The 15,771-nt window shown below is 53.8% G+C and carries 14 protein-coding genes; 6 read left to right on the forward strand and 8 right to left on the reverse strand.

Annotated elements, in window-relative coordinates; translation table 11 throughout:
* Nucleotides 1-182, forward strand: a 182-nt coding sequence (locus AC6F7T_RS11685) for a hypothetical protein (protein WP_500719051.1), incomplete at its 5' end; no start/stop codon positions are given.
* 62 nt (nt 183-244) lie between these two features.
* Nucleotides 245-2,281, forward strand: a complete 2,037-nt coding sequence (locus AC6F7T_RS11690; RefSeq protein WP_500719053.1) for a UvrD-helicase domain-containing protein — start codon at nt 245-247, stop codon at nt 2,279-2,281.
* 358 nt (nt 2,282-2,639) lie between these two features.
* On the opposite strand, the gene AC6F7T_RS11695 is transcribed toward AC6F7T_RS11690, so the two are convergent.
* Entirely contained in the window at nt 2,640-3,593 is a 954-nt protein-coding gene (locus tag AC6F7T_RS11695; protein WP_500719055.1) for a DUF1722 domain-containing protein, read from the reverse strand.
* A gap of 102 nt (nt 3,594-3,695) precedes the next feature.
* On the opposite strand from AC6F7T_RS11695, the gene AC6F7T_RS11700 reads away from it, so the two are divergent.
* Nucleotides 3,696-5,222: a DUF2867 domain-containing protein gene (locus AC6F7T_RS11700; protein WP_500719057.1), complete on the forward strand. Its 1,527-nt coding sequence runs from the start codon at nt 3,696-3,698 to the stop codon at nt 5,220-5,222.
* Between the two features lie 111 nt (nt 5,223-5,333).
* Here the strand turns inward: AC6F7T_RS11700 and AC6F7T_RS11705 are convergent, their stop codons facing one another.
* Nucleotides 5,334-7,862: a glycogen/starch/alpha-glucan family phosphorylase gene (locus AC6F7T_RS11705; RefSeq protein ID WP_500719060.1), complete on the reverse strand. Its 2,529-nt coding sequence runs from the start codon at nt 7,860-7,862 to the stop codon at nt 5,334-5,336.
* A gap of 124 nt (nt 7,863-7,986) precedes the next feature.
* The gene (polA, locus tag AC6F7T_RS11710) at nt 7,987-10,674 is read right to left on the reverse strand and encodes a DNA polymerase I (protein ID WP_500719062.1); all 2,688 of its coding nucleotides are present in this window, start codon (nt 10,672-10,674) and stop codon (nt 7,987-7,989) included.
* 194 nt (nt 10,675-10,868) lie between these two features.
* Here polA and AC6F7T_RS11715 point away from each other — a divergent pair, with 194 nt between their 5' ends.
* On the forward strand, nt 10,869-11,783 hold the full coding sequence (locus AC6F7T_RS11715) for a L,D-transpeptidase family protein (protein ID WP_500719064.1): 915 nt from the start codon (nt 10,869-10,871) through the stop codon (nt 11,781-11,783).
* Nucleotides 11,784-11,847: 64 nt separating this feature from the next.
* Here the strand turns inward: AC6F7T_RS11715 and AC6F7T_RS11720 are convergent, their stop codons facing one another.
* A complete protein-coding gene (locus AC6F7T_RS11720; protein ID WP_500719065.1) occupies nt 11,848-12,159 on the reverse strand; it encodes a hypothetical protein in 312 nt (103 codons plus the stop codon).
* Nucleotides 12,160-13,183: 1,024 nt separating this feature from the next.
* Between AC6F7T_RS11720 and AC6F7T_RS11725 the strand changes: the two genes are divergently transcribed.
* Both AC6F7T_RS11725 and AC6F7T_RS11730 read left to right on the forward strand, forming a co-directional pair.
* Nucleotides 13,184-13,390, forward strand: coding sequence for an AbrB/MazE/SpoVT family DNA-binding domain-containing protein (locus tag AC6F7T_RS11725; protein ID WP_500719067.1), 207 nt, complete (start codon nt 13,184-13,186; stop codon nt 13,388-13,390).
* Nucleotides 13,390-13,770, forward strand: coding sequence for a PIN domain-containing protein (locus AC6F7T_RS11730; protein WP_500719069.1), 381 nt, complete (start codon nt 13,390-13,392; stop codon nt 13,768-13,770). The genes AC6F7T_RS11725 and AC6F7T_RS11730 overlap by 1 nt, the downstream gene beginning before the upstream one ends.
* Nucleotides 13,771-13,933: 163 nt before the next feature.
* Here AC6F7T_RS11730 and AC6F7T_RS11735 read toward each other — a convergent pair whose 3' ends face one another.
* The 4 genes from AC6F7T_RS11735 to AC6F7T_RS11750 form a co-directional block, all read right to left on the reverse strand.
* Nucleotides 13,934-14,221: a HigA family addiction module antitoxin gene (locus AC6F7T_RS11735; protein ID WP_500719071.1), complete on the reverse strand. Its 288-nt coding sequence runs from the start codon at nt 14,219-14,221 to the stop codon at nt 13,934-13,936.
* Between the two features lie 11 nt (nt 14,222-14,232).
* Complete coding sequence (locus AC6F7T_RS11740) at nt 14,233-14,511, reverse strand: type II toxin-antitoxin system RelE/ParE family toxin (protein WP_500719073.1); 279 nt, start codon at nt 14,509-14,511, stop codon at nt 14,233-14,235.
* Between the two features lie 242 nt (nt 14,512-14,753).
* Nucleotides 14,754-15,074: a hypothetical protein gene (locus AC6F7T_RS11745; RefSeq protein WP_500719075.1), complete on the reverse strand. Its 321-nt coding sequence runs from the start codon at nt 15,072-15,074 to the stop codon at nt 14,754-14,756.
* Nucleotides 15,067-15,348: a hypothetical protein gene (locus AC6F7T_RS11750; protein ID WP_500719077.1), complete on the reverse strand. Its 282-nt coding sequence runs from the start codon at nt 15,346-15,348 to the stop codon at nt 15,067-15,069. The genes AC6F7T_RS11745 and AC6F7T_RS11750 overlap by 8 nt, the downstream gene beginning before the upstream one ends.
* Nucleotides 15,349-15,771: the final 423 nt, after the last annotated feature.

The raw sequence follows: 15,771 nt of genomic DNA on the forward strand, positions 1-15,771 counted from the left end.
CCCCGCCCCAGGAAATCAACAGCAGTGAAGCCCAGAGTATGCTGATAATAAGAATTGCCATTCGAAACATGGCGCGCAATCTAGCAGATGCCTTTGCGAGAATCAACTGCTTTGATCAAAATTTCAGTTTGAAAGCGAAGATGGTCACCCATCAACTTTTTTGTCGGCTAACACCCTCTTGACCCGCAGGGCGTTCTCAGGTATCAGATGGCTCCCACTCATTTCACCCGGCAGGCAACTCACCATGTTTGATCTGAACCAGCTCAATCCACATCAACGTCAGGCCGTGACCCACGGCGCCGGCCCCCTGCTGCTGCTCGCCGGAGCCGGCTCGGGCAAAACTCGGGTTATCACCTGCCGCATTGCCCACCTGGTGCAGCAGGGCACCAGCCCGGAGCACATTCTGGCGGTGACCTTCACCAACAAGGCGGCACGCGAGATGCGTGAACGGGTGCAGGAGATGACCGGCCGCAACGCCGCCAAAGGGATGACCATCTCCACCTTCCATTCCCTCGGCGTGCAGATTCTCAAAAGCCATATCGACCGCCTCGGTTTCAAGCGCAATTTTTCCATTTATGCCACCAGCGACCAACTGCGTCTGATCCGTGAATTACTGCGCGATGCCGGTGCTGACAGCAGCAACCGCGATGCCGAGCAGATGATCTGGCGAATTTCAGCAGCCAAGAACCGCCTGATCGACGCCGGCCAGTATCTGCCCAACCTGCGTGATCCGTTATCACACCTTGTTGCGACCATCTATCCGCGCTATCAAAAAGCACTAAAAGCCTACAACGCCGTCGATTTTGACGATCTGCTGCTCCTGACGGTACGCCTGCTCGAAGGACAAAGTGAAATTCTGGCGCACTACCAACAGCGCTTTGTCTACCAGATGGTCGACGAATATCAGGACACCAACCCGGTGCAGTATCAACTGCTCAAGCTGCTGGCCGGCGGCCATAAAAATCTCTGTGTCGTTGGTGACGATGATCAGAGCATCTACGCTTTTCGCGGTGCCGACATCAGCAACATTCTCGACTTTGAAAAGGACTTTCCCGGCACCCGCATCATCAAACTGGAGCAGAATTACCGATCCAGCGCCAACATTCTGGCGGCCGCCAACCACCTTATCGCCAACAACCGTCAGCGCCGCCCCAAAACCCTGTGGACCAGCAGCCCGGCAGGGTACGCTATCGATTATCTGCGCTGTGAGGATAGTGAAGACGAAGCGCGTCAGGTGGTCGAACTGATCCATGCCGAGACCTTCCGCCATCAGCGCAAGTTCAGTGACTTTGCCATTCTCTACCGCACCAATACCCAGTCGCGGGCTTTCGAAGAACAGCTGCGCTACGACAACATCCCCTATGTCCTGATTGGTGGTCAGCAGTTTTTCGACCGCAAGGAGATTCGCGACCTGGTCGCCTACCTGCGCACCATCCTCAATCCCGCCGACGAAGTAAACCTGCTGCGGATTATCAATTACCCCAAGCGCGGGATCGGGGAAAACAGCATCGATCAGATCATCCGTCGCTCGGCCGAACAGAACGCCGGCATCTGGAAGCTCCTGCAGCAACCGGAACAGTTTGACGGCATGGGGCAAAAGACCCTGACCGCCATTGCAGAGTTTGTCGCGCTGATTAAAAGCTATCAGAGCAAGTTCAAGAACCCTTTGCGCCTGCTCGACACCCTGCGCGATCTACTGAATGAGCTGAAGCTGGCTGATGAAATCTACCGTCAGGAAAAAGATCCCCAAACCGCCCAGCGCCGGATTGAAAACCAGAACGAAATCCTCAACTCCCTCGGCGGCTATATCGAGCGCAGCGAGCATCCCAGTCTTGCCGGCTTTGTCGATGCTATTTCCCTGCTCGATGCTGATCCCGCCGGCAAGGACGACAAGGAGAAGTTGCTGTCCGGCAACACGGTGACGCTGATGAGTCTGCACTCAAGCAAGGGGCTGGAGTTTCCGGTGGTTTTTCTGGTCGGGATGGAGGAAGGGTTTTTACCACATAAAAAATCGCTTGATGTGACCTGTGATATCGACGAGGAACGCCGCCTCTGCTATGTCGGCATCACCCGCGCCGAACAACGACTGGTGCTGCTTGGCGCCCGTCAACGCCGTAAACATGGCAAGCTGGAGCTACGTGAACCAAGCCGCTTTCTGGCGGAGCTACCGCAACAACTGCTGGCGACCCGTCAGGCGGGGATTCCCGCCGACGGCGGGGAAGAACAGCAGGAAAAAAGCGCCAGCAATTTTTTTCAGCAGATGCAGCAACTGCTGGGGTAAGTCGGGCGCTACGCAATATCACCTTGTTATCAGGATAAAACGAGCCTGCCCACCGATTTTCCGGAAAAGTACCAGCAGGCCATTATGCGCAGCGTTGACCAGTGTTCGGTAAAAAAGGCGCTGAGCGATCCACCCGAGATTGAGCTTATTCTAGCCTGATTTGTAAGCGGGCTGAAAAATGTTTTTTGGTTTTCTGTTTGACTCTTTGACTCCGGTAAAGCAGAAAAGAGGAAGTAGATTCTGCGACTGCGCGCAGAATGACTGCAGCGTTTAATTGCATCAGTGTCATCCTGCGCGCAATCGCAGGATCCAGATTATTAGCGGGCAGCATCAATCTCGATCCTATAAACAACGTTGTTCAGATCTGATTGAGCAGCTTCAGCTCCTTGGGATGCGGATTCAGATAATACTGCTGCTGTAGATAAGACTGATCGTACTTACGGATATAGTGGTTAAGCAGGGTCAAGGGAACAATCATCGGCACCAGCTCCTGGCGGTAATTTTCAATTAATTCAAGCACTTCCTGTTTTTCATCGGCCGCAAGCTGACGCTTGAAATAGCCGAGGACATGCTGCATCACATTTATCTGCTTTTTCACCGTGGTTTTTAAACGCAGGGTCGCTACCAGCTCAGCCAAATAGTTCTGACGCAGTTCGGTCAGGGAGTAATCTTTCCCAGCCGCCACCAGCTTACCCATCTGCCGGTAATGCTGTGGACTGTGCGCCATGATCAACAGTTTATGACGGGTGTGAAACTCCACCAGCCGACCGAGGCTGAAGCCTGTGGCGAGCATCTGGCGCCAGCGCTTGAGGACAAAAATCGCGGTGATAAAATTCTCGCGCAAACGCGGATCATTCAGACGCCCATCCTCCTCAACCGGCAACAGAGGAAAGTGTTCCATGAAGTGGCGGGCAAACACCCCGACCCCGACTTTTTTCGGCACCCCATTACGATCATAAAGCTTGACCCGCTCCATGCCGCTGCTCGGCGACTTGGCTTTGAAGACAAAGCCGTCAAGCTGCTCTTTCTCCAGTTGTTTGACGCGCGCGCGCGCCCAGTCCTCCATCCGCTCGGTAATATCCTCACCGCTGCGCGAAAACACCAGACGCACCTGCTGCTCAGCGTTCTCTACCAACCGCAAGGTTTCCCGCGGAATCGGCAAGCCGATCTCAACCTCGGGACAAACCGGCACATACTCGACATATTCACCAAGCACATCGCGCAGGAACCGGTCAAGCTGGTGGCCGCCATCGTAACGCACCTGTGCACCGAGCAGGCAAGCACTTATCCCGAGTCGGATTTTGTTTTCCATGGTATAATCTCCTTTTTTATCCAGCTTAGCAGAAAAATCCCGCGAATAAACCATGGATATTATGGCATAGCGCCTTTCCCTTATTTTAGTTTGGAGACGTCAATGGACAGTCACAACGACAGCAAGCCGATCTTTGTCGCAGGCGGGACAGGTTATATTGGCGGCCGCTTGATTCCAAAATTGCTCGACGCCGGTTATCGGGTCAGGGCATTGGCACGGGCCCCAGAGAAACTTGCAGACCGCCTCTGGGCAGAGCACCCCAATCTGGAGATCGTCAAAGGGAACATTCTCGACCTTGACAGCCTGACCAGAGCCGTCGCTTCGTGCCGGGCCGCCTTTTATCTGGTTCACTCCATGCTTCCGGATGTGACGGACTTTGCCGCCACCGATCGTGCTGCCGCCCGAAATATGGCATCGGCAGCCAGTCAGGCAGGACTGGAGCAGATTATCTATTTAGGTGGCCTGGGTGAGTCCGATCATACACTCAGTCATCACCTGAAATCGCGAACGGAAGTGGGCAATTGTCTGCGCGAGGGCACAGTGCCGGTGACCATCCTGCGAGCGGCCATGATCATTGGCTCCGGTAGTGCTTCCTTTGAAATTCTCCGCTATCTGGTCGATCGCCTGCCGGTCATCATCTCGCCGCGCTGGGTCAGCACTCCCTGTCAACCAATCGGCGTGCGTAATGTCCTCTACTACCTGGTCGGCTGCCTCGAAAAACCCGAGATGATTGGTCAAACCTTTGATATCGGGAAACCAGATATCACCACCTATCGTGAGCTGATGGAAACCTACGCCGAAGAAGCGGGTCTACCCAAACGCTGGATTATTCCAATACCGATTTTGACACCACGTTTGAGTTCCTACTGGATCCACCTGGTTACGCCAGTGCCCGCCTCTATCGCTCGACCACTGGCAGAAGGGTTGCGCAACCCGGTTGTCTGCACAGAAAACCGCATTACCGAACTGCTTCCGCAGGAGCTATTCGATTCCCGCAAGGCGATCCGCCTGGCTCTCGACCGGATTCATCAGCAGCAAGTTGAAACGACATGGACCGATTCCGGGACACTTCAACCGGCGGAATGGAGCACTCCCGGTGATCCAGGTTGGGCGGGGGGAAGCGCCTTTGAAGATACTCGTGAACTGACCCTTGATGCCACTCCGGCAGAAATCTGGCCGGCTGTCTCATCCATCGGTGGGGATGTCGGTTACTACTACGCAAACTGGCTCTGGACGATTCGCGGACTGATTGATCGACTCAGTGGTGGTGTCGGGCTCTGTCGTGGTCGCCGCAGTTCAGCAGAGCTCCATCAGGGAGATGTCATTGATTTCTGGCGGGTCCTGGCATTAAAACGCCACCAGCAGCTGTTACTCGTGGCGGAGATGAAGTTGCCCGGAAAAGCGACCCTGTCGTTCAAACTGACGCCACTGGAAAACGGCGGTACGGTTCTGCGCCAAACGGCTCGCTTTTTGCCCAGAGGACTGCTTGGTCTGCTCTACTGGTATCTGATCACCCCTTTTCATTTTTTTGTCTTCAACGGCATGATTCGCGGCATTGCCGCTGCGACACAAAAGCCGATTAAATCGGGACCGCGCAAGATAAAGGCACCCGAGAACCTTGCCGGATGATGGAACCTTGCCGGCAATCACAAGATGCCCAGCCGGTTTTTTTTGGAAGAACTGTTCAGCTCCATCCTTGCTACAGGGTCGGGGGTCCTGTGCTGAACAGCTACTTTTTGTTTAAACATACTTTCCGTCATCTCCAACTTTTTTCGCCGGCACCGCCTGCAACCGCCAGATATCCTGGTTGTACTGACGCATGGTGCGATCGGTAGAAAACTTACCGGAAGCAGCACTATTCAAAATACTCATCCGCGTCCAGCTCTGCTGATCGCGATAGGCCATTGACACCTCTTGCTGAGCAATACGGTAGCTGTCAAAGTCGGCAGCAACCATCCACAGATCGTCAGGATTGAAAATCGCGCGGATAAGCGGATCGAAAATCCCCGGCTCAAACTGGTTGAAATGACCGCTCTGCAAGAGGTGCATCACCTGCGCCAGATGTTTGTCCGCTGCGACAATGCTGGCGGGATCATAATGGCGACGGCGCTCCTCGACCTCCTCGGCCGAGAGCCCGAACAAAAAGAAATTTTCCGCCCCAACCTCTTCACGCATCTCGATATTGGCACCGTCCAGGGTGCCGATGGTCAATGCGCCATTCATCATGAATTTCATGTTGCCGGTGCCCGAGGCCTCCTTGCCGGCGGTGGAGATCTGTTCGGACAGATCGGTACCGGCGCAGATGGTCTCCATAGCCGAGACATTGTAGTTGGGCAGAAAAACCACCTTGAGCAGATCACCAACCTGGGGATCGTGATTGATCACCGTGGCAACATTGTTGACCAGCTTGATAATCAGTTTGGCCATGGCATAGCCGGGGGCAGCCTTGCCGCCAATCAGAATGGCACGCGGCACCCAGTTGTCGGTATCCCCCTGCTTGATGCGATAGTAGAGATGAATGACATGCAGGACGTTGAGCAACTGGCGCTTGTACTCATGGATGCGCTTGACCTGTACATCGAACAAGCTGTCAAGGGGGAAGGCGACCCCACACTTATCGGCCACAAAATCCGCCAGCAGTTGCTTGTTGGCGCGCTTGACCTGCTGCCACTGCTGTTGAAAAGAACTGTCATCAGCAAACACTTGCAGCTGCTTTAATTCCGTGAGATCGGTCGTCCAACCACTGCCGATGCGGCTAGTGATCAATTCTGCCAGCAGCGGGTTAGCATAAGCCAGCCAGCGCCGCTGGGTCACGCCGTTGGTCTTGTTATTGAATTTTTCCGGCCACATCTCGTAAAAATCGCGAAACAGCCCCTGCTGCAGCAAACGCGAGTGCAGCGCAGCAACGCCGTTAACCGAGAAACTGCCGACAATGCCGAGGTAAGCCATGCGCACCTGCGGCGACGGCCCTTCCTCAATCAACGACATGCGCCGCTGGCGTTCCAGATCTCCCGGCCAGCGCAGGGCAACCTCTTTGAGGAAACGGGCGTTGATTTCGTAGATAATCTCCAGCAACCGCGGCAACAAGTGCTGGAACATGCGTACCGACCACTTTTCCAGGGCCTCGGGCAGCAAGGTGTGGTTGGTGTAGGCCATGGTGGCCTGAACGATCTCCCAGGCTTCATCCCAGGTCAGATGGTGGACATCAAGCAGCAGGCGCATCAATTCCGGCACCGCACAACAGGGATGGGTGTCGTTGAGCTGAAAACAATTCAGTTCGGCAAAGCGACTGAAATCGTTCCCCTTGATGGTTGTCCAGCGATCAATCACATCCTGCAGACTGGCCGAGGCAAGAAAATACTGCTGCCCCAGGCGCAGATTCTTACCGTTTTCACTGGCATCATTAGGATAGAGCACCATGGTAATTTTTTCGGCTTCATTTTTTGCGGCCACTGAACCGGCATAATCACCGGCATTAAACTCGCCCAGATCAAATTCTTCGGTGGCCTCGGCGCGCCACAGACGCAGGGTATTGACGGTACCGTTGTTAAAACCCGGGATCGGTACGTCGTAGGGGATGGCCTGCACATCCTGGGTATCAACCCAACGCGCCCGACGCCGGCCGTTGTCATCATAATAGTGTTCGCTGTGCCCACCAAACTTGATGCGCTGGCGGTACTCACGCCGTTCCACCTCCCAGCGGTTCATCATCGCCAGCCAGTGATCCGGTTCTTCGACCTGATAGCCATTGTTGATGTTCTGACGAAACATGCCGTACTCATAGCGGATACCATAGCCCATGACCGGCAGTTGCAGGGTCGCACAACTATCGAGAAAGCATGCCGCCAGACGCCCGAGGCCACCGTTACCCAGACCGGCATCCGGTTCGGCATCGACCAGATCTTCATAGCGCAAACACAGATTATTCAGAGCTTTTTCAAGTTCCTCGTCCAGCCCGAGATTGAGCACCGCGTTACCCAGGGTACGCCCCATCAGAAATTCCAGTGATAGATAATAACAGCGCCGGGCGTCGGCGTCCTCGTAAGCCTGGCGGGTATTCTTCCAGCGCTCCATCAAACGATCGCGGATGGTCAGGGCCAGTGCTTCGTAAGCGTAGTAGAGCAAACGACAATGCTGATCGCGCCCAAGATTGTTGGTGTAGTAATGACGAATATCCATTTCCAGGGAGGCGGCATCCATCCCCAGGGGCGGAACATCGGTGAGTTGCGGACAAGCCAGATCTTTCATTGCGTAGCGCTTCAAATTCATCAAATACAATCTCCTTAGGATGTTGCTATAGCGGGGCGACCGCCGATATTCTTCATGCCTTGTATCTGTTCAGCACCGGGTCGGGAGTCCTGTGGCAAGGACAGAGCTGAACAGCTATAATTCCTTAATGAGCCTGGGCCCAGTTTTTACCCGATCCCAGATCTACCTGCAGCGGCAAATCTAGAGCAACCGCATTTTCCATCTCGTCGCGAACCAGTGACGCGACGTATTCCTGTTCCTGCGCCGGGGCCTCAAACACCAGTTCATCATGAACCTGCAGCAGCATGCGAGTCTGCAACTTTTCTTTACGTAAGCGCCGATCGATATTGACCATGGCGACCTTGATGATATCGGCCGCACTGCCCTGAATCGGATAGTTGATGGCGTTGCGTTCGGCGTAGCTGCGCACCGCACCATTGCTGCTGTGAATCTCCGCAATAGCACAGCGCCGTCCGAGCAGGGTCGTCACATACTGGTGTTCACGCGCCTGCGCCTTTTTTTCTTCGAGAAACTCAAGCACTGCCGGGTAGCGCTGAAAATACTGATCGATAAACTCCTGGGCCTGGGCACGACCGATCCCCAGGTCCTTCGCCAGGCTGAATGCCCCCATGCCATACAATACACCGAAGTTGATGGTTTTGGCCTGACGGCGCATCTCAGCACTGACCATTTCCGGAAAGACATTGAAGATTTCCGAGGCGGTGCGGCGGTGAATGTCCTCACCGGCGGCAAAACTCTGCTTTAAGTCAGCCACATCGGCCATGTGCGCCATCACCCGTAACTCGACCTGCGAATAGTCTGCCGCCAGCAGCACCCACCCATCCTGCGGAATAAAGGCTTCACGAATCCGCCGCCCCTCGGGGGTCCGGATCGGAATGTTCTGCAGGTTGGGATCGCTCGATGAAAGACGTCCGGTAGCGGTCACCGCCTGGTTAAAGGAGGTATGCAAGCGCCCGCTGGCCGGATTGATCATGCGCGGCAAAGCATCGGTATAGGTGCTTTTAAGCTTGCTGACCGAACGATAATCAAGAATCCGCGCGGCGATCTCATGCTGATCAGCCAACCCCTGCAACACCTCGACATTGGTCGACCAGCCGCTTTTGGTTTTTTTGCCCTTCGCCAGGCCAAGACGTTCAAACAGCACCTCGCCCAGTTGCTTAGGAGAATTGATATTAAAAGCGCTGCCGGCTAACTGATGAATCTGTTCTTCGAGAACCTGCAGGCGTTCACCCATCTCCGCCGAGAGAATACCGAGAAAATCAGCATCGACGCGGATACCCGTCCATTCCATCCGGGTAAGAACATCGACCAGAGGCATTTCGACTTCCGCAAAAAGCCTGCGGCTCGCTTCATCCTTAAGCTCCGGTAGTAGTTTGTCCGCCAGGCGCCAGGTAATATCGGCATCTTCAGCAGCATAGCGGGTGGCTTTCTCTACCTCGACTTCACTGAAGCAGATCTGCTTCTTGCCGGTGCCGGCAACCTCGGCATAGGGCACCGTGCGATAATTCAGGTGGGCAAGAGCCAGTGCATCAAGACCGTGGGATTTGGCCTCCGGATGGGTCAGGTACGACAGTATCATCGTATCGGTACAAATGCCCGCCAGCTCGATACCGGCGCGACGCAATACCAGGGCATCATATTTGATATTCTGACCGATTTTCTGATACTGCGGGTCCTCCAGCAAGGGTTTGAACTTTGCCACTACCAGCGCCAACGGTAATTGCTCGGGTACTCCGAGATACCGGTGTCCCACCGGCACATACCAACCGGCATCAGGCCGCACAGCAAAAGACAGACCGACGAGGTCGGCCTGAACCGCAGTCAAACTGGTGGTTTCGGTATCAAGGGCAAAGGTTCCGGCGTTTTTGAGTTCTGCAATCAGGGCATCCAGTTGATCTTCCGTTGCAATCGTGCGGTAATCGGCGGCTGAATCGGTCGTGGGCTGCGCCTGTAATGCCGGCAGATCGGTGAGTAGCCGGGTGAATTCCAGGCGCTTGAACAGGGCCTGCAGGGCCTCGGCGTCGGGATCTTCCAGCAAAAACCGGTCAAAATCAACATTCATCTCAAGGTCATCCACCAACGCCGCCAGACGGCGCGACAGGCGCGCCTGCTCAGCAAATTCCTGCAGGTTCTCCTGGCGTTTCTTGCCTTTGACCTGGTCGATATGGGCCAGCAGATTGTCAATAGTGCCGAACTCCTGGATCAGAGCACTGGCGGTTTTTTCCCCGATACCAGGGACACCGGGGATGTTGTCGGAGCTGTCACCGGCAAGCCCAAGAATCTCGAGCACCTGCTCCGGTGGCACGCCGAAACGTTCGATCACCTCCTGGCGCCCCGTCACCTTGCCTTTCATGGTATCGAGCAGGCGAATACGTTCATCAACGATCTGCATCAGATCCTTGTCGCCGGTGACCACTGTCACCTCGAGCCCCTGGGCAGCGAAGCGCCGCGCCAGGGTAGCGATGATGTCATCCGCCTCAAAACCCGGCAACTCCAGTGCCGGCATCCGCAATGCCTGCACCACCTCTTTGATGACCGGGATCTGCGGCACCAGATCCTCCGGCATGGCACTACGGTTGGCCTTATAGTCGGGGTAAAGGTCCTTGCGGAAGGTTGGCCCCTTGCTGTCAAAAATCACCGCGATATGGTCGGGTTGTTCCTGGCGCAGCAGAGTCAGCAACATGGTGGTAAAGCCATAGATAGCGTTGGTTGCCTCTCCCTTTGAGTTGGAAAGATGGCGGATGGCGAAATAGGCACGATAGATATAGGAAGAACCATCAACCAGATAGAGGCGCTGAACCTTGTCGGACATGGGTGACCTTTGGGCAAGAATGAAAGTATCGCATTATTCCACAGACAGGCAAAAAGCGAAAGACGACAATCAACGCAGAAATCTTCTGTTTACAGCGGACATGGAGCTGTGCGAAAAGACAGGTACAATCTTTGAAAAAACCGGAACAATATTTTTTATCCAAATTGCACACAGCCACCGATAGCAACGATCTGATGCCATTATTAACTCCCAAAATATCACGTTTTTTGCCGGGCACAATGGTACTTTGGCTATTGCCCTTGTTGCTCGTAGTGCCATCGTCGGTCTTTGCAATAACATCCGACACCCTGGTGGGCGAAAACTTCTACCAGCTGATTCACCCCGGCGACACCCTGATTGAATTAGCACGCCGGCATGGCATTGGTTACGGCACACTGATAAATGCCAACCCCACCATCGACCCCTGGCAACCACCAACTGATAGCGAGCTTCTCATTCCCCGCGCGGCAATCGTTCCTTATCAGGCGCAAGCAGGAATCACCATCAACCTGGCTGAACAGCGGCTGTACCTGATCCGCGAAGGGCGGCAACAACCCCTGATAAATGTCTATCCCATCGGTATCGGCCGCGAAGGTCGCGATACCCCGACCGGCTATAATCAGGTTGTCACCATGATTGCCAATCCGAGCTGGACACCGCCGCCCAGCTGGCGTGCAGAGCATCCGCAGCTACCGGCGGTAATTCCACCGGGACCGGACAACCCCCTGGGTGATTACTGGATCGGCCTCTCGCAGAAGCACATCGGTCTGCACGGAACCAATCGTCCCTTTGGTATTGGCCGCCAGGTCAGTAGCGGCTGTATCCGCCTCTATCCGGAACATATCCAGCTGCTGTTTGAGCGCGTGTACCTCGGTATGGCGGTCACGATCATCGATCAGCCGATTAAACTGGGACTCAAGGAAGGACGATTGTACCTCGAAGCCCACCCCGACCCGACCAATCGGGTGGTGGCGCCCATAGCGGAAATTCTGCGTCAACGTGATCTGGTTGCTCCTCAGGCTGACATCGACTGGCCGCAGGCACGTCTCATCCTCGAGCAGCGCACTGGTGTGCCTCAGCCCGTATCAGCACCACCGAATCAGCCCTGATGGCAACAAAAAAGCCCCGGCTAACCGGGGCTTTTTGTTACTGCACAGAAATTGCTCGAACAGCTTATTTCTGCTGACTTAACTCAAAAGCCTTCGCTGCTTTATCGGCAGCAGCTTCGGCGCGATCAGCGCTTGCCTGGGCAGAGCTTGCAGCAGCGTCACAAAGGGCGACAGATCTTTCGCACTTTGCCGCAGCGTTTTCAGCCTTGGTTGCAGCAGCTTGCGCCTGCTGTGCCGAGGCTGCTGCCGCCTGAGAAGCAGCGATCGCGTCACGCATCAATTTATCATCTTCCGGGGCCAAAGTGTACTGCGTAGCACAACCTGCAAGAACCAGTACCATGGCACCTACCAACACAACATTGATCATCCGTTTCATTTTTCTTCCTCCTTGATTGTAGAAAAAACCAGTTACTCTTCGAAACTTTCAAATCGTTCATTACATACTACCACGTTTTTCAACAAAATCCTTTCGGACCGCTAATTCTTAACCAACTACCCAAAAATAAAACGAATTTAATCGGGGGACATCCATGATAAGTAAAGTCAAGGGGAAAACGGAGATTTCCCTTAACCTCGCGGACGCTCTCCGGGGCAATATCTGAATTCACAAACCCTTCATGCCTTCCGACCTTTTCAATCTGTTTTTTGTGGTCCGCCGATCCGGCGACCAGACATCCATTTGCCGTCTCAGGGGAACTCCCCCTGGGGGCATAAAACCGTTTATTCTTTTAATCGGTATTATGTCCTCCCGATTTCAACAACAGAACTGCGGGGTCGCGGCCCCGCCTGCCGCCTGACTTTTGGCAAGCGCTCCAAAAGTCAGCAAAAGAGCTTTCCACTGGCGTGGGGCGACTTGTGGTGTGCCGAGGGAGGAACTCCTCTTCGCAGCAGAGGATATTGGCTGGTCGCTACCTCTTTTCACGAAAGGCGACAGGCGCCCCCTCTCGCTGCGCTCGCCAGGGGATGCGGCCCGTACGTTCGGTGGTCAAGGCCCGGAGATTTTCTGCAAAAAAGAACGGTATCACCATCAGAAAAATCGACGCTGCGGTCCTCCGTCATAGGCCCCTCAGCGCTTGCGCGCAGGGCGACCAGGTTGAACATGTTGATTTGCTGACGATAGCCGTCACCTAGATGTTCGCCGGAAGAACGCGCCATAAACGTCTAGCTCACGTCGCCCCACGCCAGTGGAGGCGTTTTTGCATCCTTTTGACGCCTATCAAAAGGATGACGTCTGGCGGGACGCTACCCGCCGGTTATGGGGTTGGTTTAAAGTCCGATCATCTTTTAATCGGTATTATGTCCCCCGAATAACATGTGGTCAGGAACTCATCCCTGTTCCTTGACAGGCCGATGAAGACGTTGTACGATTTTTCCATCGATATAATAAGAGGAGAATGATAATGCAGACAACCATTTCCGAAAAATATCAGGTCGTTATCCCCAAGGCCATCAGGGAACATTATGCCTTGAAGCCAAAACAAAAGCTGACCTTTATAGAAAAGGACAGATTGTTGATTCTCGTGCCGGAATCGTCTTTGGAAGATTTGCGTGGCATTGCTTCAGGAGTCGATATCAGCAATATTCGCGATAAGTCGGATCGTTTTTAATGTGGGTTGTCGATTCTTGTGGTTGGTTGGAATGGTTTTCTGATGGGGCTCTAGCGGATAAATTTTATCCATATTTATCTGAGCATGAACACCTTGTTGTGCCCACAATTGTACTTTATGAAGTTTATAAATTTCTAAAGCGCACCGTTGGTGAAGAAAAAGCCTTGCAAGCTGTTGGTTTCATGAAAAAATCACGTGTGATCCCCTTTGATGAAAATCTGGCTTTGCTGGCTGCTGATATTTCTCTTGCTGAAGGCCTTGCGATGGCCGACGCGATGATTTTAACGGTAGCTCGTCATTGTGGCTCTACTTTAGTTACATCAGATTCCGATTTGCAGGGACGAGCCGATGTTTACTTCATTCCAAAGTTGAATGAATGACAAGTAGCGGGAGAAGACGAACTATTCAACAATTAAACAACGTCACCTCGCCCAACCCCCGATTACCGTTTTTTCTCAGCCATTAACACGAGACCGGAAAGGGGACAGTACCTTTGTTCAGAGGGGCTGTCCCCGTCAGTTCGCACACGTCCCCCTAACCCCCTCAAACAGCCTCATACAAAGTTTTTACCTCCAGCAGGCTGTCATCCTGTTCAGCTTTGGCGAGTTCGTAATTTGCCTGTAGCGTCATCCAGAACCGAGCGGTGCTAACACCAGCTTTTTCCAGCCGCAACGCCAGCAACGGACTAATTCCTGAATGACAATGAATGATGCGCGACAAGGTTGAGCGGGCGATCCCAAGACGCTGTGCCGCGTCGGTCACGTCAATTGCCAGTGGCGACAGAACATCCTCGCGCAATATTTCGCCTGGGTGCGGATGATTTTTAAGCATAAACGACTCCCTCAGTGATAATCCAGATAGTTTACCAGTTCGACATCTTGGCCAACAAAGCGAAAAGTAACGCGCCAGTTTCCATTGACCCACAGGGAAAAGTGCCCCTGCAAATTCCCTTTCAATGGATGAAGTCTGTAGCCCGGTAGTTTGAGTTCTTCTGGCGACGATGCTGCATCTAATACAGCAAGAATGCGTCTGAGCTTTGGAGCATGCGCCGGTTGAATGCCGGCGACTGAATCCGAATGATAGAGTCGCTCGAGACCTTTATGTTGAAAACTGATAATCATGAAAAGCAATGTAGCATGTCACGCTACGGGCTGCAAGGTTTTGGCGTGTTCTGAAGTGTGTGTGCTTGAATGTTCGCGGGTGTCCAAAATACCCGTACTCCCCCTTCCTCAACGTGCTGCAAGAGGCCGGGGATGTCGATGCGAGGTTGGCGTGGCATGGAGGGACTGTAGCAGAAGGCGGGGCTCTATTCAACCAATATAGAATGTCCCCTACGTCCACCCTTGATCCACAGATACCAACCTTACTTCTTGCCGTAAGTACTGTCATGGTCAGGGGCGATGGTTAGAAAACGTATGAATTCACCATCGCGGATAGCTGTTGCGCGGCGGGATCGGGTAATGCGCAGGGAGTATACGGCTGTCATGCCCTGAGGGGGCTTAATGCTGCTGATTTTTTCCCACTTCAACCCGCTATCACGGTACAGCTGATTCCAGGTCAGTTGGCGGATTTTGTTCAGGGTGTCAAGAGCTGCCAGGCGCTCCGGTTTCTGCAGAGTCAACAGGTTTTCCTGAAATACCGGATTGTTTAAATCAAGCCGCACCATTATTGCATTCTCAGTCATGGTTTAGCTGCCGGTTTAAAAACTCCACATCGGATTCCTGAGGTCCATTGTCAACGGCCCACTTCAGCGCCCTTTGCAAATCATCAACAGCTTGAGGCTGATGCAGCCACTGCTCATTGTCGGGGATCACAGTCGCCGTACGGACAATCCAGACTCCGGGTTCGCTCTCTTCCACCAGAACCTGACGCCCAGCATACCTTTTGCCGAGAGAAATTTGACCATTAGATCCGATGACTTTTACCATCGGCTGAGACTTATCTGCTTGAGTCGCCACAGGACCCTCCTTATTTCAGTTATATCATTGCACTAAAGTATAGCTTTGGTGCCCTAGGAAGGCAAGGGCGCATGGGGAGGGTGCGAATATTCCGGGTGACACAAAACCGATCATCTTTTAATCGATATTGTGTCACCCGAATACGAGGTTGGCGTGGCATGGAGGGACTGTAGCAGAAGGCGGGGCTCTATTCAGCCAATATAGAATGTCCCCTTGACCCTTAACAACGCCCCCTAGACCCTTTAAACAACAGAACCGCGGGGTCGCGGCCCCACCCGCCGCCTGACTTTTGGCAAGCGCTCCAAAAGTCAGCAAAAGAGCTTGCCACTGGCGTGGGGCGACTTGTGGTGTGCCGAGGGAGGAACTCCTCTTCGCAGCAGAGGATATTGGCTGGTCGCTACCTCTTTTCACGAAAGGCGACAG

This window comes from Pelovirga sp. (assembly GCF_059864205.1).

Excerpts from the sequence above, each read along its gene's own strand:
- AC6F7T_RS11690 (WP_500719053.1), top strand. The coding sequence starts at position 245 with ATGTTTGATCTGAACCAGCTCAATCCACATCAACGTCAGGCCGTGACC.
- AC6F7T_RS11695 (WP_500719055.1), bottom strand. The coding sequence starts at position 3,593 with ATGGAAAACAAAATCCGACTCGGGATAAGTGCTTGCCTGCTCGGTGCA.
- AC6F7T_RS11700 (WP_500719057.1), top strand. The coding sequence starts at position 3,696 with ATGGACAGTCACAACGACAGCAAGCCGATCTTTGTCGCAGGCGGGACA.
- AC6F7T_RS11705 (WP_500719060.1), bottom strand. The coding sequence starts at position 7,862 with ATGAATTTGAAGCGCTACGCAATGAAAGATCTGGCTTGTCCGCAACTC.
- polA (WP_500719062.1), bottom strand. The coding sequence starts at position 10,674 with ATGTCCGACAAGGTTCAGCGCCTCTATCTGGTTGATGGTTCTTCCTAT.
- AC6F7T_RS11715 (WP_500719064.1), top strand. The coding sequence starts at position 10,869 with ATGCCATTATTAACTCCCAAAATATCACGTTTTTTGCCGGGCACAATG.
- AC6F7T_RS11720 (WP_500719065.1), bottom strand. The coding sequence starts at position 12,159 with ATGAAACGGATGATCAATGTTGTGTTGGTAGGTGCCATGGTACTGGTT.
- AC6F7T_RS11725 (WP_500719067.1), top strand. The coding sequence starts at position 13,184 with ATGCAGACAACCATTTCCGAAAAATATCAGGTCGTTATCCCCAAGGCC.
- AC6F7T_RS11730 (WP_500719069.1), top strand. The coding sequence starts at position 13,390 with ATGTGGGTTGTCGATTCTTGTGGTTGGTTGGAATGGTTTTCTGATGGG.
- AC6F7T_RS11735 (WP_500719071.1), bottom strand. The coding sequence starts at position 14,221 with ATGCTTAAAAATCATCCGCACCCAGGCGAAATATTGCGCGAGGATGTT.
- AC6F7T_RS11740 (WP_500719073.1), bottom strand. The coding sequence starts at position 14,511 with ATGATTATCAGTTTTCAACATAAAGGTCTCGAGCGACTCTATCATTCG.
- AC6F7T_RS11745 (WP_500719075.1), bottom strand. The coding sequence starts at position 15,074 with ATGACTGAGAATGCAATAATGGTGCGGCTTGATTTAAACAATCCGGTA.